This window comes from Vibrio sp. 10N.247.310.24 (assembly GCF_041467175.1).
Classification (GTDB): domain Bacteria; phylum Pseudomonadota; class Gammaproteobacteria; order Enterobacterales; family Vibrionaceae; genus Vibrio; species Vibrio tasmaniensis_A.
Genome location: NZ_JBFSUD010000055.1, coordinates 1 through 22,252, shown reverse-complemented (window position 1 = coordinate 22,252; position 22,252 = coordinate 1). Strand labels below are relative to the sequence as shown.

The 22,252-nt window shown below is 44.8% G+C and carries 18 protein-coding genes; 8 read left to right on the top strand and 10 right to left on the bottom strand.

From position 1 onward, the window contains the following. The first annotated feature begins 188 nt into the window (after positions 1–188). Positions 189–1,016 carry a Cof-type HAD-IIB family hydrolase gene (locus AB6E08_RS16235; RefSeq protein ID WP_017100567.1) on the top strand — a complete coding sequence of 276 codons (828 nt, stop codon included), beginning with the start codon at positions 189–191 and terminating at the stop codon, positions 1,014–1,016. 88 nt (positions 1,017–1,104) lie between these two features. Here AB6E08_RS16235 and AB6E08_RS16230 read toward each other — a convergent pair whose 3' ends face one another. Beyond that, the gene (locus AB6E08_RS16230) at positions 1,105–1,572 is read right to left on the bottom strand and encodes an EVE domain-containing protein (protein ID WP_017633148.1); all 468 of its coding nucleotides are present in this window, start codon (positions 1,570–1,572) and stop codon (positions 1,105–1,107) included. 39 nt (positions 1,573–1,611) lie between these two features. Here AB6E08_RS16230 and AB6E08_RS16225 point away from each other — a divergent pair, with 39 nt between their 5' ends. Together AB6E08_RS16225 and AB6E08_RS16220 are read left to right on the top strand one after the other, a co-directional pair. Continuing rightward, complete coding sequence (locus tag AB6E08_RS16225) at positions 1,612–3,156, top strand: COG3650 family protein (protein ID WP_372066711.1); 1,545 nt, start codon at positions 1,612–1,614, stop codon at positions 3,154–3,156. Between the two features lie 2 nt (positions 3,157–3,158). Continuing rightward, positions 3,159–3,755 carry a tRNA-uridine aminocarboxypropyltransferase gene (locus tag AB6E08_RS16220; RefSeq protein ID WP_372066708.1) on the top strand — a complete coding sequence of 199 codons (597 nt, stop codon included), beginning with the start codon at positions 3,159–3,161 and terminating at the stop codon, positions 3,753–3,755. Positions 3,756–3,919: 164 nt separating this feature from the next. Here the strand turns inward: AB6E08_RS16220 and AB6E08_RS16215 are convergent, their stop codons facing one another. The 8 genes from AB6E08_RS16215 to lptM all read right to left on the bottom strand — a co-directional run bounded on the left by AB6E08_RS16215 (position 3,920) and on the right by lptM (position 13,889). Then, a complete protein-coding gene (locus tag AB6E08_RS16215) occupies positions 3,920–6,400 on the bottom strand; it encodes an EAL domain-containing protein (RefSeq protein WP_372066705.1) in 2,481 nt (826 codons plus the stop codon). Between the two features lie 192 nt (positions 6,401–6,592). Continuing rightward, complete coding sequence (locus AB6E08_RS16210) at positions 6,593–9,091, bottom strand: EAL domain-containing protein (protein ID WP_372066702.1); 2,499 nt, start codon at positions 9,089–9,091, stop codon at positions 6,593–6,595. Between the two features lie 169 nt (positions 9,092–9,260). After that, positions 9,261–9,977, bottom strand: coding sequence for a 5-amino-6-(5-phospho-D-ribitylamino)uracil phosphatase YigB (gene yigB / locus AB6E08_RS16205; protein WP_372066700.1), 717 nt, complete (start codon positions 9,975–9,977; stop codon positions 9,261–9,263). A gap of 15 nt (positions 9,978–9,992) precedes the next feature. Further along, positions 9,993–10,925 carry a tyrosine recombinase XerC gene (xerC, locus tag AB6E08_RS16200; protein WP_372066697.1) on the bottom strand — a complete coding sequence of 311 codons (933 nt, stop codon included), beginning with the start codon at positions 10,923–10,925 and terminating at the stop codon, positions 9,993–9,995. After that, entirely contained in the window at positions 10,894–11,592 is a 699-nt protein-coding gene (locus AB6E08_RS16195; RefSeq protein ID WP_012605049.1) for a DUF484 family protein, read from the bottom strand. Before AB6E08_RS16195 ends, xerC begins: the two co-directional genes overlap by 32 nt. A gap of 43 nt (positions 11,593–11,635) precedes the next feature. Further along, positions 11,636–12,466 carry a diaminopimelate epimerase gene (dapF, locus tag AB6E08_RS16190; RefSeq protein WP_009848210.1) on the bottom strand — a complete coding sequence of 277 codons (831 nt, stop codon included), beginning with the start codon at positions 12,464–12,466 and terminating at the stop codon, positions 11,636–11,638. 11 nt (positions 12,467–12,477) lie between these two features. Then, positions 12,478–13,731 (bottom strand): diaminopimelate decarboxylase, encoded by a 1,254-nt coding sequence (gene lysA / locus AB6E08_RS16185; RefSeq protein WP_009848209.1) that lies wholly within the window; start codon positions 13,729–13,731, stop codon positions 12,478–12,480. Positions 13,732–13,772: 41 nt separating this feature from the next. Then, positions 13,773–13,889, bottom strand: a complete 117-nt coding sequence (gene lptM, locus AB6E08_RS23425; protein WP_407829960.1) for a lipoprotein — start codon at positions 13,887–13,889, stop codon at positions 13,773–13,775. 75 nt (positions 13,890–13,964) lie between these two features. On the opposite strand from lptM, the gene cyaY reads away from it, so the two are divergent. Further along, entirely contained in the window at positions 13,965–14,279 is a 315-nt protein-coding gene (gene cyaY / locus AB6E08_RS16175) for an iron donor protein CyaY (RefSeq protein ID WP_371728362.1), read from the top strand. Between the two features lie 71 nt (positions 14,280–14,350). Here the strand turns inward: cyaY and AB6E08_RS16170 are convergent, their stop codons facing one another. After that, a complete protein-coding gene (locus tag AB6E08_RS16170; protein ID WP_009848206.1) occupies positions 14,351–16,879 on the bottom strand; it encodes a class I adenylate cyclase in 2,529 nt (842 codons plus the stop codon). Between the two features lie 344 nt (positions 16,880–17,223). Between AB6E08_RS16170 and hemC the strand changes: the two genes are divergently transcribed. From hemC to AB6E08_RS16150, 4 genes are read left to right on the top strand one after another with little or no spacing between them, the layout of a single operon-like run. Next, on the top strand, positions 17,224–18,162 hold the full coding sequence (gene hemC, locus AB6E08_RS16165) for a hydroxymethylbilane synthase (RefSeq protein ID WP_372066691.1): 939 nt from the start codon (positions 17,224–17,226) through the stop codon (positions 18,160–18,162). A gap of 2 nt (positions 18,163–18,164) precedes the next feature. Next, positions 18,165–18,893, top strand: coding sequence for a uroporphyrinogen-III synthase (locus AB6E08_RS16160; RefSeq protein WP_009848204.1), 729 nt, complete (start codon positions 18,165–18,167; stop codon positions 18,891–18,893). An 18-nt stretch (positions 18,894–18,911) separates the two neighbouring features. Next, positions 18,912–20,138, top strand: a complete 1,227-nt coding sequence (locus tag AB6E08_RS16155) for a uroporphyrinogen-III C-methyltransferase (RefSeq protein ID WP_372066688.1) — start codon at positions 18,912–18,914, stop codon at positions 20,136–20,138. After that, positions 20,138–21,319: a heme biosynthesis protein HemY gene (locus AB6E08_RS16150; protein ID WP_017098553.1), complete on the top strand. Its 1,182-nt coding sequence runs from the start codon at positions 20,138–20,140 to the stop codon at positions 21,317–21,319. Before AB6E08_RS16155 ends, AB6E08_RS16150 begins: the two co-directional genes overlap by 1 nt. Positions 21,320–22,252 lie beyond the last annotated feature (933 nt).

Below are 22,252 nucleotides of genomic sequence, written 5' to 3'. Positions count from 1 at the left end.
CGAATAAGCTAATAAGCTGAGTAACCGACCAAGAAGATAAGCGCTAAAGAGGAAGAGAAGTAAGTGAGCTTTGCCCTCTTTTCTTGCATGAAATTGGCATACAATTTCCACCTAGAGATATTGTGGTTAAAACGATGCTAGCGTTGGCTAGTATTGATATTTGCTAAGCATTTTGCAATGAGGGTTAAATGACTATTCCTGCACTTAAAGATTCCGTGAAAATTGTTGCTTCTGATTTAGATGGTACGCTTTTGGCTCCCAACCATCAGCTAAGCGACTTTACCAAACTAACGCTTAAGAAGTTACACGAGCAAGGTTACACCTTTATCTTCGCTACGGGTCGCCATCACGTCGACGTAGCAGGGATTCGTCAAATTGCAGGGATTCCGGCATACATGATCACGTCAAACGGTGCTCGCGTACACGACCAGAACGATCAACTGATGTATAGCCAGGACGTCCCTCAGAAATTAGTTCAACCGGTTATTGATATTGTTCGCCAAGATCCAAATATCTTTATTCATATGTACCAGAATGAAGATTGGCTACTCGACCGTGAAGACGAAATGCTCGCTAAGTTCCATAGTGAGTCTGGCTTTAGCTACAAGCGATTTGAAGCTGATAATGCCCCAAGCGACGGCATTGCTAAAGTCTTCTTCACACATCCAGAGCAAGACCACGAATATCTGGTCACGTTTGAGCAAAAGCTAAAAGGTGCGTTTGGAGACAAACTGAACATCGCCTTCTCAACACCTTGGTGTTTAGAAGTGATGGCCGCTGAAGTATCTAAAGGCCACGCCTTAGACGCTGTTGCGAAATCATTGAACCTGACACTGGATAACTGTGTTGCCTTTGGTGATGGCATGAATGACGCAGAGATGCTAGCGATGGCGGGTAAAGGTCTAATCATGGGCACATCACATGAAAAAGTGATGAAAGCTCTACCAGACAATGAAGTGATTGGCAGCAACGCAGACGACGCCGTTGCTCACTATCTAGAAAAGCACCTGCTCTAATCTCGTCTCGTCGAAGAGATCTGTATAAATAAAAAGGCAGCCACCTGGCTGCCTTTTTTGAACCTTACGTAAAAAGCTCTCTCTAACGCTATCGAGAACCCAGTACTTCTTTGCTTAATATTGCCTGCCACTCTTGTTCGGTAACCGGCATGATCGATAATCGGTTGCCCCGTTTAACCAGTGGCATTTCTGACAGTTCAGGCATGGCTTTAAGTGTTGCCAAAGGAATCAAGCGTTCAGTCACTCGCACAAACTCAACATCAACCATTATCCAGCGCGGATTATCGGGCGAAGACTTAGGGTCGTAGTAATCACTCTCTGGGTCGAACTGAAAGTGGTCTGGGTAGGCTTCTCTGGTTACTTTCGCGATCCCCGCCACGCCAACTTTTTTACATGATGAATGGTATATCATCACCAAGTCTCCAAGCTTGACGTCATCACGCATCATGTTTCGAGCCTGATAGTTGCGTACACCCTCCCAACAAGAGGTTTTTTGTACTCTCAGAGTCTGAATAGAAAAGGTGTCGGGTTCTGTTTTAAATAACCAATATGCCATAATAAATCCAATTAACGGTTGCTCCGAGGAAGATATAACATGAAGGTAATGAAAAACCCAGTGACATGGCTAGTCGCATTCACTCTACAAGGCTGTGTCACAGCGCCAGATGCTCCCCAAAAGCCAGAACTACCACCAGCAACCTTGGATGAGCCACTGAGCATTCAACCGCAAACCTTCATCATGCGTGGTCAGGTTGTGGTTGGCCATGAAAGCCGAACCTTCACCCCTTGCGGTAGCCAACAACAATACTGGTTAGACTTATCTCCAGAGTTAGCGCTAGAAGCACAAGGGCTCTCAACGAGACCTTACCAAGCTTTATATGGCGAGCTGATTGGTCACCTAACCGTACCGAGCCAAACCGGGTATAACGCAGATTTCACGGCACGTTTCGTGGTTGATCAAGTGAATATCCTAACCGCAGAAAACCCTAATCGTTGTGACCAACCACTGCGTTCAACACGAGTATTCGGTAATGAACCCTTCTGGTCAGCAACCTTCGATAAAGACCAGCTCAAATACACCAAGATGGGCGAACAGCCACAGCTCCTTGATATTGAATCGAGCCGCACCACACCAAGCAGTCGTGATTACCAATTAGAGGGTAAAACAGCACCAGGCAAACTCAACCTGACGAAGGAGAGCTGTAGCGACGGTATGAGTGATTCTATCTATGGATGGCATGCCAAGCTTAACCTCAATGACAGTAACTATAATGGCTGTGCAACGGTCTCTAACCAAGACTCAACGCTGGACTGGAGTGGGCTCTACTTCGCGAGCTCAACGCAGAACACTGGATTCTCTATCAACCTTGAGCTCAACGATGACCACAGCGCCATTACGACATACTCGTACAGCAATGGAGGCCCTTCTATTGTTGAGCAGGGCTTCTGGCAGCAACTGAACCAAAATCAGGTACAAGTGGTTATGACTCGCCACCAGCAACAGTATTTGATCTCTGAGCGCATCTTCACGCTCGATAACGGTAAGCTCGTCGCAGAAAAAGAGAAAGTGGGCAACGTGGTCTACCCGATTGCCAATGGCGGTCTGGTGCTATTCGAAGCCAAGAGTGCGCAAGCGCAAGCAAATACCACCACTAACGCTGATCTAACCGCAAAACAGGTGAACTCCAGTGATCAACTTGATCCAAAAGTCGACCAAGCGATCCGTGAGTATTTTAAGATCAACAACAGCTCACCTGACGATACCAAGTACCGCTGGTTAACCTACGACCTCAACGGTGATGGTAAGGAAGAGTTGTTTGCTCAACTCGATTGGTGTGGTTCAGGTGGCTGTACGTTGCTTATCTTTGAAAACCACCAAGACAACTGGCGATTCAATAGCCGAGTGACACTGGTTAAGGGCGATATACGCTTAGGTAAATCGCAAAGTCATGGCTGGCAGGATCTGATCTTCAATGTCAGTGGCGGCGGTGCTACACCTGCAAAACACACCCTGTCATACTCAGGTGTCAGCTACCCGCTAAACCCAAGTGTCGCTCCAGTTGCAGATGATGCTGATATCAGCGACGTGGTTTTGTTTGCTGATGGTATCTCACCCGCACAAAGTGGAGTAAAGCTGTAAACATGAGTAACCAACAAGCTTGCCCTGGTTGTGGCTTCACTCACCAGTGCGTTTGTCATCTAATACCGACGGTTGAAAGCCAAACTGATCTTGTACTATTGACTCATGAGAATGAGCTGTCGCGAGACACCAACACCGGAAAGCTGCTTCAGCAATCTCTTGAGCAGTGTCAGTCCTTGGTATGGCAAAGGAAAACACCACCAGCGGAGCTAATGGCACTGCTTGAAGATGAAACACGACAACCGTTTCTGTTATTCCCAAGTGATCAAAGCATCGAGTGCCAGCAAGCCGTGTCATCTGTAGCTGGAGACCGTAAGCCGTTATTCATCATCTTGGATGGCACATGGCAGGAAGCGAAGAAAATGCTCAACAAGAGCGCGTGGTTAAACACCATTCCTCAAATCCATCTCGATATCACGACTGAATCGTCATACACCTTACGCCGCAATCAAGACAGCGGGCACCTGTGTACCTGTGAAGTTGGCGTTGAGTTGCTAAAAACGTTAGGTGAAATCGAACCGGCTAAGTTGATTAACGATTACTACCAACACTACCTAAAGGTGTTTCAAGCGGATAAATGTGGTCATTCACTCAAATAGAGGAAGCCACGTAGAGGCTTGCGGTAAGTAACGTAAAACTGAAACAAAAAGGGTGAGCCATAAGCTCACCCTTTTTACATCTAACGTTAATCTATTGAACCGATCGGTGTTTCACGTGAAACCGACACTCTGGCTGCTCTTTGAAAGAAATTTAACTCGTTCGATTAGAACAAACGCTGAGGTTGACCAAAGTAGTAACCCTGCAGGTAATCGACACCCATATCCTCTGCGATTCGACACACCGGTTCATTATGTACGAACTCCGCAACTGTTTTAGCGTTCAGTATCTGGCACAAACTCACCAGTTGCTGAGCGATCTTGCGCTGTTTCTTATCTTTATCAATATTCCGAATTAAACTGCCATCAAGCTTTATGACTTGTGGTTCTAACTTCAATATCTCATCAATGTTCGAATAGCCGGAACCAAAGTCATCAACAATAATATTCACACCAAGGTCGCGGAAGTGATTACACACTTCGATCAAGCGACCGTAATCCTGAATTTGTTCGGTTTCCAACACCTCTAAACCAATACGCTGTGGATGACTGATTTTCTTGATGGCTTGCTCAAGATGAAGAATGGTTTTCTCATTGCTAAAATCTTGAGGCGCTAAGTTAATTGAGAATGAATCGGTTCGCTGACTCATAAAATCAAAGGTACGCGTTATCATCTGGCGACTCAGACGCGTATAGAGATGAGTTCCTTCTATGATTGGCAAGAACTTACCCGGCGCAATCAACTGACCGTCCTCTTCAATTCGAACCAAGCACTCATAGCTTTCTACCTGATGGCTGTGTGCCGAGACAATAGGTTGGGAACACGCCACAATATTCTGATTAAGCACCGCGCGACTGACACACGACAGCCAACCAAGCTGCTCTTGGCGATGCTTCTCCAATTGAATGAGCGTCTTGGCGCTCACTAGATGCTTGTTCTGACTCACGGCGCTGCGCCTAGCATCAATCGCCTTCAACAACAAATCATCAATCGAGGTCGTAGGGAAATCTCGACGGCTGGCTATGCCCGCACAGATGGATACCGACAGATAATCAATATCAGGCAACCCCGTTGGTTCAAAATTCACATGTTCCGTTTGGTCTGCAAATTCAGAAAAACGCTGATGAATATGTTCTTGCCCCACCCAGCTATCAAACACCACCGCCCACTCACCGATACCAATGCTATAGAGCTGACACCCCTCATCAAAGAACTGCCACAGCGCCTTTTGAAAATACTCGCTTAAATCATGCAGAAGCTTGTCACCGACTCGATAGCCATACTTCTCATTGATTTGGCCAAATGTCGTGACTTTCAAAGCCAACAAATGACTATCGGTACTCATTTTTGACAGTTTTTCACGCAGTACGCTTCGGTTAGGTAAACCTGTACGGCGATCAATTCGGTAGCTCGCGGTCAATGCGGTCGCTTGCTGTTGAATCTTACTCGCCATGCTGTTGTTCATGTCATCGACATCAAGCAGAGCATTTCGTATCAATGAAAACAGAGGGGAAATATTGGTCGCGGGTTGTGTCTCTAATGGCAATACCGCCTTGCCTTCACCTTCCCTAAGCGCAAGATAAGTGAGGCTATGATGCAAAATTCGTTGCTGGCCATTATCTTGATAGAGCTCTCCCATGCAGTACACGCCATAGGTGTCCGCTAATGCTTGGAAAACCTCAACCTCTTGGTTGCCATCAATGAAATCAATGCGAGAGGTACAGTTGTAGATAAAAAACTGTTCTGGTTTATGGGAAGCAATCTGTTGAACGCCCAATCGGATTTGCTCTAGGGTCAATGAAGGATGGTCATAACAAAACCGCACCTCATCACCAACTTGAAACGACCCACTGAATTCTATCTCTCCGCCCTCTGTCACCTTGAGCGGTAAGTGAGTGTTCTGGTCTTTGGGTTCACCAACCATCAAAGGGAAGTTATACAGTTGCTCAAAAGGGATTTCGAGACCGTCAGCGAGGTAACGATTATAGACTTCTCGGACAGGTATACCGTCCAATTCAGCTAGCCGATTATCTTGAGCGCCAGTCACTCGGAAGGTACGACCAATGGGGTTCCATTCGCAGTAATACCCCTTAGTAATTGCGAGTTCAACACTGTGCAGTGCTAACATGACATAGGCATTTTCATAGCAAATACCATCGAGCATCACCCATCGTCCATGCTCTGTAATGGTCGATGCACCGCCACAAACAGGTAATGAATATATCGACTGCTCAAACGCTGAAAATAGATCTTGATTATTTATCTGCAAGCGATCGGCGAAACAGATAATGCTTTGAGTATCAGCATTACATTCAAGCTGCTGCCACATCGCTTGGCTATCCCGTCGAGGCTGCTCGCTATATTCGACAACCCCACAAGTGTAAGACGTCGCCTCAAAGCGAGTAACAATAACATAGAGACCTTTATGCAGGATTACACCTTGGCTGATGTAGTGATTAGCACTACAACCAATCAATTTGGCGTTGGGGAAAGTCGATTGGATTACTTGGCAGGCAGCCAACACCGAATCTTTCTCGAAAGAAGAAAACACCTGAATCAGTAGATTGTCATGTGGATGAAAATCTATCTTTTCCAATTCACGCTGGGTGTACTTAATATCTTGTATCTGGAAAGAGGTCGATTGCATATTCACATTAATCGTTACGTTAATGATTTATTATTGTGCTTATTATAGATAAAGCTTGCACGGAATACTTACAATCGTCTGATAAATAATGTGACGCTAGTTAGACATCATTCATTCCACTAAAGAGCCATCATCTGTGCCCGTGCAGTGCTTTAAAAGCAAGTCACATTAGGACGTTGAGGGCTTTAACAACTAAAACAGTCGCTTAGGCTCACCAAAGTAATAACCTTGCAGATAATCGACACCCATTTGCTCTGCAATTTCACAAACCTGTTGGTTATGGACAAATTCGGCAACTGTTTTGGCGTTAAACACCTGACACAAGCGTACTAATTGAGAGGCTATATTCCTTTGCTTTGGGTCTTTGTCGATATTGCGAATCAAGCTACCGTCGAGCTTAATGATCTGCGGCTCAAGTTTAATGATCTCATCAATATTGGAATAACCAGAACCAAAGTCATCAACAATGATTCTCGCCCCAAGAGCACGGAAGTGATCACACACTTCTATCATGCGGCCATAATCTTTGATCTGTTCAGACTCGAGAACCTCTAGACCAAGTCTAGTGGGGTCGTTCATACCACTAATCGCTGACTCGAGAACCTCAAGCGTCTTATCGCTCAGTAAGTCCTGTGGGGATAGGTTGATTGAAAAAGAACTCTGCTTATTTGCCATGTAGCCAATGGTGTTTCGAATCATGTGCCGGCTAAGGCGAGTATAGAGATGCGTGTCAGCAATAATGGGTAAGAACTTACCAGGGAGTACAATGGTACCATCCGACTCCATGATTCTGACCAAGCACTCTTGGCCAATCATTTCGTGAGTACCAGACGCTACAATCGGCTGTGAGTAGGTGATAATGTTCTGATCTAAGATTGCGCGGCTTACACAGCTCAGCCAGCCTAGTTGTTCTTTACGATCTTCCTCACTCACCTGAATGTTTTTGGCATTAGTGATGTGAGTATTGTTCCGCACCCCGTAGCGTCGAGCTTCAATCGCTTTCAACAAGATCTCATCACCGCTATCAGCTAAGAAATCACAGCGACTAGCGAAACCACCACACAGAGAAACCGAAAGGTAGTCTATGTCGGTTAATCCATATGGCTCAAAATTAATATGCTCAATACCATCAGCAAACTCGACGAAACGTTGCTCTATCTTCACGCTATCGACACTCGCGTTAAAGATAATTGCCCACTCACCGACACCAATACTGAACAGTTCAACCTTTACCTTGGATTCCTTAGCCACACTAAGGTGCAATCGGTCGACAAAATGATTCGACAGATCAAGCAGTAATTGGTCACCCACTTGATAACCGTATTTTTCGTTAACTTGATGAAAATTAGTCAGCTTCAGCGTCAACAGATGTTCATTGAATAAAATCGTATTGAGGCGTTCCTTTAATACAATACGGTTAGGTAGCCCAGTGCGAGAGTCAATACGGTAGCTTTCAGTTAAGCGACGTGCTTGTTGATGGAGTTTGTTCTCCATCTGAGTGTTCATACTGTCGAGGTCTGCGACCGCATTTCTGACTAAGTTGAGTAGTGGCGATACCGTTGAGTCTCGCTTGAAATCTTCGCAACGAAACTCATTAATCTCGTCCGACTCTCTCATCGCAATATAGGTAAGGCTGTGATGCAGTATCTCTTGGCGATCGTCGTTGCGATATAGTTCTCCCATGCAGTATGCACCACACGCGTTTACTATCCCTTCAAATGGTTTGAGCTCAAGTTTACTGTCGATAAATTCTAGTCGAGATACACAGTTATAGATGATCACAGATTCAGGCTGATGCACGGCAAGCATCTCAGCGCCGTGACGCACTTTTTCTGCGGTCAAAGAAGGATGGTTATAACAAAATTGGGCCTCTTCGCCGACATGCCAAGGGCTATCAAACTCAATACTACCATCATCATTAATACGTAGAGGCGTCGAGATGCACTTCTTTCTGCCGAGCTCTCGATACAGAGGGAAGCTCATCAACTGACTAAAAGGGAGATCTTTACCATCAGCAAGGTAATGTTTGAACACCTCGATAGCCGGCTTGTCATTCAACGCATATAAACGCTTTCCAACTGCGTGTGTCACTCGCAATTTCATCCCAATAGGATTCCACTCAGAATACGCGTCCGACCAAACCTTTAAGCTAGGGTTAGTCAATGCAACCGCAACACAAGCATGTTGGTAGGTTTGCTCATTATGCATGATCCAACGGCCATATTCATTCTCGTGGCACAGCCCACCAGCAACTGGTAATGCGTAAGGTAGACTCTCAAAGGCGCTATAAATAGGATAGTCACGCCCTTCAACCTGATCGCACAAGCTGATAACCGTTTTGGTTTCTTCTGTAAGGTTTAATTGAGAAGCGAGATCTTGGCTATCTTGATTGGGGTTTCCGGTAAACGTCTGAACTGTAGACGTTAAATGGGTATCGTTAAATTCACTGACGACGACTAAGGTACATTCATGCTTCAGGCTGTTATCACAGATAACATAACGGGCGCTCTGACCGATTAACGTCGCATGCCCTATGCGATTGAGGGCTGCATTGGCAATTCGACGAGCGATATCAGAGGACTGAGCAGAGAAAATTTGAATAAGGTACTGTTTGCTGTCACACCACTCTCGCTGATCAAATTGAGACTTAAATAACTCCTCAGTATTTGCGAGAAATGTAAATGTTTGCATGCCAACCCTTGTTCGAAATCGAGTGAAATGAGAACCCGCAACCACTGCTATGACTGAAATAAATCGATAAAAAGTAGTCGCCAATTATCCTAGCCTAAACAGGCATTGAATTGTGACTAATGTAACAATTCAATATCATAAATGCGACACAATAAGCTTACTACGGCCATTAAATTAATCGCATAAGATCACTAAGTTGCTCTATTTCAACATCAGGCAACACTGTTGCCTTCGGGGAATCATATAAATTGGAACCCGTATCATTAAACCAGCATGCTTGGAAACCATTTGTCTTAGCTCCATAGACATCGGTTCTAAGATGGTCACCAACATGGAGAATATTCTCAGCGTCACAATTTAGGTATTGCTGAGCTTTATCAAACATATCAGGGTAGGGTTTTGCTCTGCCGTCAGGACCGGCTTTAAGGATTAATTGGAAGTACTGCCCCAAGCCAATTTTATGTGGGTCGACATTGCCATTAGTAATCGCAACTAAAGGAATACGTTGGCTCAGCTCAGCCATCACTCGATGCGTTTCCTGTGGCACATCCACCTGATTACGCAGCCACAAGGCGTGTTCTATGCCTTCACGAGCCGCTTGTTCTGCTTGCTGCTGAGAATACCCCAGTTGTAACAAACCACGCTTAATCTGTGTTTCTCGCCACACGGTGACATCATGCTTTAACGCTGGGTTTTCAGAGGCGACTTGCTGTTTGATACCTTGCCACTCGTCTAACGAAAGAGAAGCAGACACAGGATGCTTTTGATAAAGCCACTGCGCCATCTCTTTCTCAACCTTCATGATCACAGGCCAGTTGTCGTACAAGGTATCATCCAAATCAAAGGTCATGGCTTTGATGGGCTTTAACCCTCGATAAATTCGCATAGTTAAACCTTTAATCTAATCTTTATTCTTCTTACGAGCTCTTGGATGAGCTTGGTCATAAGCTTGTGCTAAATGTTGGAAATCTAAGTGAGTGTACACTTGGGTTGTCGAGATGTTTTCATGCCCGAGCAACTCTTGAACCGCACGAAGGTTTTGGCTCGACTCCAGTACATGCGTTGCAAAGGAGTGACGCAGTTTATGCGGGCTAATATGACTGGCAACAGCCTGCTTCTTGCCCCACTCCTCCATACGCTTCTGAACACTGCGATGAGAAATACGAGTCCCGAGTTTAGAGACAAACAGAGCGGTTTCACCCGGCGAAGCTAGTGCACCACGAACTTTGAGCCATTTATCAACCCACTCTTTCGCTAAACCAGAAAAAGGCGCTTTGCGTTCTTTGTCGCCTTTACCAATCACTCGGATTTCGCCTTGTCGACCCAATACATCTTTAAGATTGATACCGACCAGCTCAGCCAAACGTAATCCAGCACCATACATCACTTCCATCATCGCTCGGTCGCGAATTGACAGTGGGTCGTCCTCATTCACATCAAGCAACTGACCGACTTCATCAACATCGAGGTTTTTAGGCAAAGGACGTTGTTTACGAGGTGCTGAAACCCCTTTGGCTGGATTGGCGGTCATTTCGCCACGCAAGACAAGGAAATCAAAGAAGCTGCGCAGTGACGATAAGCGAGTCGCAATACTGCTCGCTTTCATTCCTTCGCGCATGCCTTTACTTGCAAGTTGTCTTACCCACGCCGCATCGACTTGAGACCAATCCTTTAGTCCAAGAGTGACTAAATGAGCGGCCATGGTTTCAAGTTGTTGTTTGTAGTTACGTTGGGTGTGTAAGCTGAGTCCCTTCTCACTTCTAAGATATTCATAGAAGCGAGAGAGCGGCTTTTGAAGGCTATTAGGAAGAGGTATTTTGGGCTCTAGGCTCATTATTTATCTGCCAAGGTAAGGTGTCCGCCAAATGAGCGACAACAAGTGCTAAATGGCGTAAAAAGAGCGTGTCCATATGAGGCTGGAAGTGTCCGCCATCTTCACTAGAAAAAGCGAGTACACCCAGTGGAGATCGCTTAGCAAGGGGTAGCACTACATAAGAGCCTAGCTCTGGAACTGGATAATCACCAAACAAATCGTGTCTGTCTGCCTTTCTCAATCGCCCTAGATAAGCATCTTTGCCATTGAAATGGTTAAGTGAAAATTTCGAGTAACGCTCTTCATTCAGCTGATAAAAACCTAATTGTGAGAGAACTCGTACATGAGCCTTAAGCCCTAGTTCCAACGCTTTTTGTTCAACAGCCTTGATAACCTGAATGAAGTCACTGCATTTCAACACTTGAGTTTGCAGATCCATGAATTCATAGAAAGTTTTATCGTTATTCGCCGCTAGTGACATCAGGCCAGTGATCTCTTCTTCCAGCTCTTCGATTCTATGACGCTGACGTTTAAGCTGAATCTCAACCAGAGAAACAGCGCCCTGCTCAACATTATTAATAGCAAGGCGATCAACCAAATCTTTCCTGTTTTGAAAGAAATCTGGGTTATCACGTAAATATTCCGCAACCACCTCTGCAGTCAGAGTGTCGCCTTCAACGTAAGACAAAACCTATCCTTTATTTTTTATAAATCTATTTGTTATATCGTTATTAGCAAGAAAGCTGACCATCAAACACATGCGTTGCTGGGCCAGTCATCAACAGAGGTTTCCCAGGGCCTTGCCAGCTAATGTGTAAGTCACCACCAGGTAGACGAACCTTCACATTCTCAGCCAGTAAGCCTTGTGTTATACCAACAGCAACTGCACCACATGCGCCACTGCCACACGCCTGAGTTTCACCCGCACCACGTTCGTAGACGCGCAAGCGAACCTCTTCACGGTTAACCACTTGCATAAAGCCAGCATTAACACGCTCAGGAAAACGTTCGTGAGATTCAAGCAGCGGACCTAAGGTATCCACATCTGCTGTATCGACGTCATCAACTACGGTAACCACATGTGGGTTACCCATGCTAACAGCACCACAGAACAAGGTGTGTACATCCGTTCTTAGGATATACGTCTTTTCTGGCTGCTTCGCCTTAAATGGAATCTTGCCCGGTTCGAACTCAGGAATACCCATGTTGACAGTGATTAAATCATTGTCTTCAATCTTAAGAACCATTTTCCCTTTCTTGGTGCTCACGTTGATGCTGTACTTATTCGTTAAGCCTTTCATGCGAACGAATCGAGCAAAACAACGTGCACCATTGCCACACTGCTCAACTTCACTGCCATCTGCATTAAATATGCGATAATGGAAGTCAGTTTCAGGATCATAGGGAGCTTCAACTACAAGTAGCTGGTCAAAACCCACACCAGTGTGACGATCCGCCAAACGACGGATCAAATCTGGAGAAAAGAAAATATTTTGAGTAATGCAGTCCACGACCATGAAATCATTGCCCAAACCATGCATTTTAGAAAAGTGGAAGTGCATAACGCTTAAAATTACTCCGGAAGAATGTTTTCAAGTTCCCACAGACTCGTAAGCTCTTCACGCTGACGAACCAAATGAGTTTTATCGCCATCAACCATCACTTCTGCCGCACGCGAACGAGTGTTGTAGTTAGATGACATAGCGAAGCCATAAGCACCTGCTGAACGAACAGCCAATAAATCGCCCTCTTCAAGAACAAGGTCACGATCTTTACCTAGGAAGTCACCCGTTTCACATATAGGGCCAACTAAATCGTAAGTCACAGCTTCACCCTGACGCGGGCTAACTGGAACAATATCTTGCCAAGCTTGGTAAAGTGCAGGGCGCATCAGGTCGTTCATTGCCGCATCGATAATGGCAAAGTTCTTATGCTCTGTTGGCTTAAGGAACTCGACTTTTGTTAATAATACACCAGCGTTAGCCGCAATCGCTCTTCCTGGCTCGAAAATCAGCTCTAGATCAGAATGATTGTCTAGGCGAGCCAACAAGGCTTTCGCGTAGTCAGAGGGCTGTGGTGGTAATTCATCACGATAAACCACCCCCAAACCACCGCCAACATCAAGATGCTTGATGTTGATATCGTTAGCTCGTAGTTGATCGATCAACGCAAGCAAGCGATCAGTGGCATCGATGAAAGGTTCGATATCCGTTAACTGAGAGCCGATATGGCAATCAATACCATGGATAGACAAGTTATCGAGTGTTTTAGCAAACGCATAAACAGCAGGAGCACGATCGAAGGCGATACCAAACTTGTTATCACGCAGACCCGTAGAGATATAAGGGTGAGTATTGGCATCAACATCAGGGTTGATTCTCAGTGAAATCGGCGCTTTAACTCCAAGTTCACCGGCCACTTTATTCAGTCGCTCCAGTTCTGGCTCAGACTCTACATTGAAACATTTAATGTTCAACTCAAGCGCTCGCTTCATTTCTGCGGCTGTTTTGCCGACACCAGAGAAAACAACTTTCGCCGGATCGCCACCTGCAGCAACCACACGCTCTAGCTCACCACCAGAAACGATGTCAAAACCAGAACCCAAACGAGCTAAGGTATTCAACACGCCTAGATTCGAGTTAGCTTTAACGGCGTAACACACCAAATGCGGGTGCTCACCTACCGATGAGTCAAATGCGTTCCAGTGACGTTCTAATGTGGCACGAGAATATACATACAGCGGTGTACCATATTGCTCTGCTAGTTGTGAAAGTGCGACGTCCTCAGCCCAAAGCTGGCCATCTTCCTGATAGTTGAAGTAATCCAAAGTTCTTATCCCTTATAAATAACGATTTCTGCGTGTTTCACTTATTGTGATTGTTCAGTCTGTTGAACTTCATCAGGATCATACAAAGGACCCGTTTGACCACAACCAGAAAGTCCAATAACGGACACCATAAACAAAGCGGTAATTAGTTTTTTCATTTTGCACATCGTGATTATTAACTCAATGCCCCCTATAATCGCACCACACTCAGGAAAAGCAATAGGATAGAAAGGATGAACGAGACTGAATTTCATAAGCTGGTCGATATACAGATGCAAAACATCGAAGAAGCGATCGATGAATCAGAGGCAGATATTGATTATGAAGTGACTGGTAACGTAATGACGTTGGAGTTTGAAAACCGCAGCCAAATTATCATCAATCGCCAAGAACCAATGCGTGAGATCTGGTTAGCGTCTAAATCTGGCGGCTTTCACTTCAAGCTAGTTGACGACAAGTGGACATGTTCAAAGACGGGCATGGCGTTGTTTGAGATGGTCAAAGAAGAGTGCGAAAAGCACGCAGATGAAGAGATTAACTGGGCCTAATCATTTGTAAGCAAAACTAAAAAGGAGTGAATCAATCACTCCTTTTTTAATATCAATCAGTCTTGGTAAGATTAGATATTGACTATCTTTGAGCTCCGAGAAGCTAAAGTCGCATCGTTACGATATGGCACCACATAAGAGTTACCTTCTTCAGGGTGAACAATTTGGTAGTACTGAGGTAGGTTAAAGTTAATCAACTTAGACGACACCTTCGACTCATCTTTTACTGAAGTGTAGAAAGAATTCACGCTTGCGATCATCTCATCTTTTTCACCGCTGTACTGGTGATATACCTCAACCTGATTCGACTCGTCCAATACATAAATATTGAAACCTTTGTCGGTATCCTCAAAGAAAAATTGAATTAAACCTTCACTCGCAAAACCATCAACCACTTCTGGTAGCTGATACTCTTGCTCTTTATCGAGCATCAGTAAAGGTGAGCCCTTCAGCTTATTCGTCGAGATACTACGATAGAAATCGACCGAGTTTTCCAACATCTGTACCGATACACCACGACGTTCAAAGAACAGACCAAACATTTTGTTTGCCAGGCGAATAGCCTTAAATCGGCGGCGTTTCTCTGGCTCAATCGGTTTTAATCGCAAGTCGATACACTCGGCAAGCAGTTGATACACCATATTACGCATCACACCGCGTAGGTTTTTGCTGTAACAGAACACATCGACCGACTCTGGCGGCAACGCATCCTGGTGCATTTTACCCAGTACCGTCTTCAGCGCGTCCAACATCGCGGTTTCGCCTTGGAAATGAAGTGTACGAACTTCATGCCAAGAGTTCCGATAAACCAGATCAACACTACCGACTAAGCTCTTACCTTCTTCACCAAAACTGAAAATATCGGCATTCTTAAGATCCACTTTTAATGCGCGACCACTTAATTCAGACGTCGGGTCATTTTCAAAGTTGATGAACATCGCCAGTTGGCTTATCTCACACGGGCTCGCCAGTGCCTGCATACTCGGACGACGCTTACGCAAAGAGAAGGTATTACGTAGATCGCTCACCATTTGATAAAATTTATCGATATCAATATGAGCATCTCGAACCACAGAGTGCAAACGCGTCGACTCTGTAATTAGGCCATTAAAGAACGACCAAGCAACCAATTTACTCAAGTACTCATGGTGTTCAAGTGAAGGCTGACCGAGAATGCGATGTGCAATCAAAGGCTGTTTGTACAAGTACCAACCTGCTTTATTTGACTGACCCTGACGAACTTCGATAAAGCTCAAATCTGGCTCATGGAGATCCGGGGATATTTGTGGATTCAGTAGCGTCACTTTGCCTGGTAACACCTCAAACGCAGCATAAAGCTTACGTGCCAAGATACTGATATCTTGCGGGCTGATAGCTGAAGTGATGTCGTTGCGACGTGCAAATTGAATCAGATTACGATAGCTCAGCATCAAGGCATCAAGCAGCGCATGGTGTACCACTTTAACCTGCTCAACCTTCCAGTTACGGCGGTTGTCGAGCTCAGCAATGGTTTCATGTCCCCAGTTCCAAGATTTAGTCATCTCGGTTAAGGCTTCACGACGCCATGCGACAGAACCAATACCCGCATCTCGTGACAACTTCTCGTGGGTTTTAAGATAGAAGCAGCGTCTCACCAAATCCAATCGAGTATGGTCGTTGATACGTTCTAGGTAGCGAGTGACCTTTTCAAGCATCAGATAGTAGCTATCCATGCCATACAGATCAGGTTCATCTGCGAAGAAACGACGCTTGGTGTCAATACTAAGAAGCTGGGTGTTTGGGTATTCCCATGAATAAGCTTCTAACAGGATCGCCTTCAACACCGATTTATACGGTGAGTCGATACTCTTATAGAGCTGCCATAGGTTTGAACCAAAGTACTCTTCAGCAGGAATACTGTTTAGCTTGCCGAAATCGATCCACTGCGAGCAATCAAGATAACCATCGTTACATAAACCTTGGACATACTCGTCATAGCACTCCTCCATTTCTGGCGGGATGATTTGCCACAACAAACGCTGGCCAGCCAAACGAACGGCTGAGCGATAGAACTCATCAAGCAGTAGTAAGTGCTGTGAAGAACCACAGTTATCACCGGTCATCTCTTCAGAATGATTCGAGCGGAAACGCTCTTCATCCATCAAAAAGAAGTTCGCTTCAACCCCTAAGGTTTCAGCCCAATCAGTAATAAGCAGACATTTATTGGTCAGACTATCGCGAGATGCGCCATCCATATCTGGAGATACACACACCCAGATATCAAGATCACTTGAGGTACTTTGACCAATAGACGAAGTACTACCCATGGTGTACAAACCCAAGATTGCTGGTTCAGCGGCCTCGGTAAGTTTTCCGCCCAGAGTTAATTCAGTATCAGAGACAAATTGCTTTTGGAATTCATTAAGCGTGAAGCTACGAATTCCAAAAGGAACTTGTTGGTCATAATAACCAGGCATCATTGGATGATTGAAGTGAAGCAGCGCGGGGATAAGGTTAAAAACTCGCTGGCCCTGCACATTCATCAACGCCAACGCACGATCAATGCGCTGCTGATTTAGATTGTCTAATCGTTGAATCAAAGTTTGAGTGTAAGCCTGCAAGGTAAGTCCTTGGTTTGAGATTAAGTGTACTTCTGTTTAGTTACTGAACGAAAGCAGCAACAAAACGTGATCAATTTAACACTTTTACCCTTATCGGTAAAGCAAAGGACGCCGTCATACTTACGAATCCCTTGATGACTGAAAGTAAAACTCACGGCGCCGTAGTGTCCTCTTTATTGACTATTTCTAATAATAGCCCATGTTTCAAATGAGATACCAATCACACTATTTTGGTGAACTCATGAAATTCCCTCTGCTATCAAAGTATCGAATGATCAAACAGTAAGAATTTTCGCCTCACAATGGTAGGATTAGCCTATTACAGAACCTATATCGGAAACACCATGACAAATTCAGCACCAATCCGTATCGCGACCAGAAAAAGCCCTCTTGCCCTTTGGCAGGCATACTTTGTAAGGGATGCACTGCAAGCTGCTCACCCTGGTTTAGAGGTTGAGTTGGTAACTATGGTGACCAAAGGTGACATCATCCTAGACACGCCACTTGCTAAGGTAGGCGGTAAAGGGCTATTCGTTAAAGAACTTGAAGTAGCAATGCTAGAAGGTCGTGCTGATCTAGCGGTTCACTCAATGAAAGACGTACCGGTCGACTTCCCTGAAGGTCTAGGTCTAGTAACGATTTGTGAGCGCGAAGATCCTCGTGATGCTTTCGTATCAAATACTTACAACAACATCGATGAGTTACCACAAGGTGCTGTCGTAGGTACATGCAGCCTGCGTCGTCAATGTCAGTTGCTAGAATACCGCCCAGATCTCATCATCAAAGAACTGCGTGGCAACGTTGGTACTCGTCTAGGTAAACTCGATGATGGTCAATACGATGCTATCGTGCTGGCGGCAGCTGGCCTTAAGCGATTAGAGCTAGAAGAGCGTATCCGTAGCTTTATCGAACCTGAACAGTCTCTACCTGCTGTAGGGCAAGGCGCTGTTGGTATTGAGTGTCGTCTAGATGATGAACGTCTAATCAAGCTTCTTGAGCCACTGAACCACAAAGACACAGCCGATCGTGTGCTATGCGAACGTGCAATGAACCTAACTCTAGAAGGTGGTTGTCAGGTTCCTATCGGTAGCTACTCATTATTAGATGGCGATAATATCTGGCTACGTGCATTAGTAGGCGAACCAGATGGTTCTAAAATGGTTCGTGGTGAGATCTCTGGCCTTCGCAATGATGCAGAAGCACTTGGCGTTACTCTGGCAAATCAATTGCTGGATGATGGCGCGAGAGAAATCTTAACCAAGCTCTACGCTGACCAAGAATAACTATGACAGTGTTGGTGACTCGTCCCGGTTCAGAGGGACAATCGCTTTGCCAACAACTAGCGGATGAAGGGATTCAAGCAATCCATCATCCGCTTATTCGTATCGTTGATAATCCACACTCATCGGATTTAAGCACCCAGCTTAATAACAGCGATATCATTATTGCAGTCAGTCACCACGCCGTGACCGCTGCCCAAAACATCCTTTCGAAAACTTCATCTATTTGGCCAACTTCGCCGCTTTATCTTGGCGTTGGTCAAAAAACTGCGCACGTTTTAAGCAAAGTTAGTAAACAAAAAGTAAACTATCCCAAAGTGAGTGATAGTGAACATCTTCTCAAACTTACTGAACTTAATGGCGTAGATAATAAATCCATTTTGATACTGCGTGGAAATGGTGGGCGTGAGCTCATTAGAGATTCTCTACTCAATCGAGGTGCAAAAGTCTCTTATTGTGAGACCTACCGTAGAGAATATATTCCTATTAGCGACCACAATACCTATCAAACATGGATAAACAAAAAAACGTCCAAAGTTGTCATCACTAGTCAGGAACAATTGGAGTATCTCTGCTCAATTACCCCTGATGAGTATTTGGCTTGGCTTTCAACAAGACATTTATTTGTCCCAAGCCAGCGCATAGTAGAACGAGCACAACAACTCGGCTTCTCAAACGTGACCAATACTCACAGTGCTACGAACCAAATATTACTGGCTGCTCTCCGGCCCTAGCTAGAACAGGAAATAAGCATGACAAGCAAAAAAAATAATGAGCATATTGAACCTGAAAAGAAACAAGACACTCAGCCAGTAGTTGTTGAAAACGAAAAAGCTGACTCTACAGAGACAAAACAGCCTGAACAAAAACTTGATGCCTCTGCGTCAAATACCGCTCAAAATGAACAGCCTCAAGCTGAACATAAAGAGCAAATAGAGAGAGCAGAAAAGCAAGGTAAGCGCGGTGTAAAACTAGGCGCTATTGCGATCGCTATTTCAATTGTCTTCAGTAGCGGTATCGCCTTTCAAATGCAGCAAAAGAGCGCTGAGTACTCGGCTCAAATCGCTGCTCTTCAAGCACAACTGCAAAATACTCAATCTGCAGTAAATAAAGACCTACAAACCATCAAGCAAGAGACCATCCAAGAAGCATCACATGCGGTGGAGAAAACTCAAGTCGTGCAATCTCAGCAACAGAAGAGCATTCAAAGCCTACAGCTAGCGGTTGCTGATGTTAAAGGTCGCCGTCCAAATGACTGGTTGCTTGCTGAAGCTAATTACCTTGTGAAACTAGCAGGACGTAAACTGTTCCTAGAGCATGATGCCGTTAGTGCAACCAAACTAATGGAAAGCGCCGATCAACGTATCGCCGCACTGAATGACCCAAGCTTGGTCTCTCTTCGTCAATCAATGACCAATGACATTACTAAGCTTCGCACTATTCCTCTTATCGACCGTGATGGCTTAGTTCTACGCATCACAAGCCTACAACAACAAGTCGATACGCTGCCGCTTGCCAATGCGATTCTTCCAGAAGCTGCGGTTGTTGAGAAAAAAGCCGTATCGCAAGATATCAATGATTGGCAGAACAACCTGATGACGTCGATGAAAGATTTTTCAGAAAATTTCATCACATTCCGCAGTCGTGATGGTGAAGTTATTCCTCTACTCTCTCCTGAGCAACACTTTTACCTGCGTGAGAATATCAAGGGCAAACTAGAGACCGCAATTCGCGCTGTCTACAAAGAACAAGGTGATGTCTACAGTGCAGCACTACAAACAGCTAACGAATGGTCGAAGTCGTACCTAAACCAAGACAACAACTCAGTGATTGAGTTTGAGAAGGCAATTAAGCAGCTGAGCGAGCAGAATGTTTCTGTGAAATATCCTGTGAAACTTGAGTCTCAAAATGAGTTATCAGACGTGATACGTGAGCGCCTACGTCGTGAAGTAACCGTTATGACCGCGGAGGAAAAATAATGATTCGTTGGATTTTTCTTTTTCTCGTTCTAGGTGCTGGGTTAATTGTTGGTACTCAGTTCTCTGGTCAACAAGGCTACGTTCTGATCTCAATTGCGAATAAGACCATTGAGATGAGCGTGACAACACTGGTTATCTTTGTCATTGCTCTTCTAGCGGCTCTATTCGGCTTAGAGTACCTATTTAAAAAGCTTATGTACGCAAGCTCGACAACTTGGAACTGGTTCAGTGTTCGTAAACTAAAGCGCTCTCGTCGTTATACCAATGAAGGTATCATCAAGCTTCTTGAAGGTGACTGGAAAGGCGCAGAGAAGAAGGTAACTCGTTGGGCTAACCACCACGACATGCCGCTACTTTGTTATTTAGTCGCTTCTCAAGCTGCTCACGAACAAGGCAATACAAGTGAGCGTGATAAGTACATTGAGCTTGCTAGCCAACAAGAGGACTCTCTATTGGCCGTTGAGCTAACGAAAGCAAAACAACAGATCAGTGAGTCGAACTACGAAGCCGCATTCGATACACTTTCAACATTGAAAGGTTCGTACCCGAATAACACCGCCGTACTTGGCCTGCTAAAAGCCACTTACATGCAGCTTAAGCTGTGGCAGCCACTGTTAGAGCTAACGCCTAAGCTGGCTAAGAACAAGCTTCTTACACCTGATGAACAAGTTGAGCTGGAACAGAAAGCTCAATGTGGTTTGCTTCACGATGTGGCACAGCAGCAAGGTAGCGAAGGTTTAATCAGTCATTGGAATAAGCTTTCAAGAAAGCAAAAACAAAGCTCTCACCTTGTTTCTTGTTTTGTGAAGCAACTGATCGCTCGTAAAGCTGATTCAGAAGCCTTCACAGTGATTAAAGAAAACATTGCGAAGAGTGGTTCAAATGAGCTCTATATGTTGCTTCCTGAGCTAAATCTTGCCGATCACCACCCAGTAGTTGTGATGCTAGAGCGTGCTATCAGTAAAGATGGTGGCAATGCCGAAGCACACAGCGCATTGGCTCAATTCTACCTAAGAGAACAGAAGTGGGCAGAAGCACAAAGTCACTTTGAAAAAGCACTAGCACTTCGCTCAAATGTTTCAGATTACGGATACCTATCTGATGCCCTAGAGAAGCAAAACTTAACGAAAGCAGCTCACGAGGTTTCTCGTAAAGCACTCGCTCTCGTTCAACCAGCGTAATTCAAAACGACTCAAACTAAGCCGATGTCTAGCATCGGCTTTTTTGTATCTGTTATTTGCCCCTAGATAACTTCTACAACACCTATAAACCAAACTCATCGAACCCTACCCGTCCAACGCCACCAAACCTAGTGCACAAAAGTAACTATGAAATAGCGTAATAAAGCCTCCCAAACAAACGGAGAACGACACTAATTGTGTCTATATGTAGTTTTACGATTTTTATATACAAGCTCTTAGAAGAGGCTCGAGAGGTATGACGCCTGTAAGCTGAAGAGTAAAAGGAGCTCACTTTGAGAGAACACATTTAAAGATATTCACCAACAGACCGAAAGCCACGTTAAATCACGCTGAATTAGCAATTAAATGGCCATCAATATTCCAACTATAAAACGCTAAAGCCGGGGTTTCACGCAACTGCTTAATAGGTTCATCTATTAAGCAGTAGAGATATAGCAAGAGTTGCCGAACCAGCAAAACCTTGTGACTAGAGACGAGACATCTTTATCAACCAGTTCAAATTAGTAAGAAGTAAACCTCACTAAGACATTCTCTAAAGGTTAACCATTGAATCGATAGCCACAAATATCAACTAACGTAATCAAGCGCTTCTAGAAAGAGCAGGACTTTTATAATAAGTGTTGGAATATCAGAGCTCAAGCTCAACGGACAACGCTTCTACAAAACTCGAAGTTGAATAATAAGATTCATATGCCAGAAACGACGAAAGCCTAGTCGTCAGACTAGGCTTTCTAATATGTGCCGGAATAGCGTGAAGTGTAGGGTCTCGATGCCTTTACAGCACTCATACAATCTACAAGCAAAACTCTTTTCTTCAAATATAAAAAAGCCCTGCTATTTCTAGCAGGGCTTTTCTAATAAGTGGCGGAGTGGACGGGACTCGAACCCGCGACCCCCGGCGTGACAGGCCGG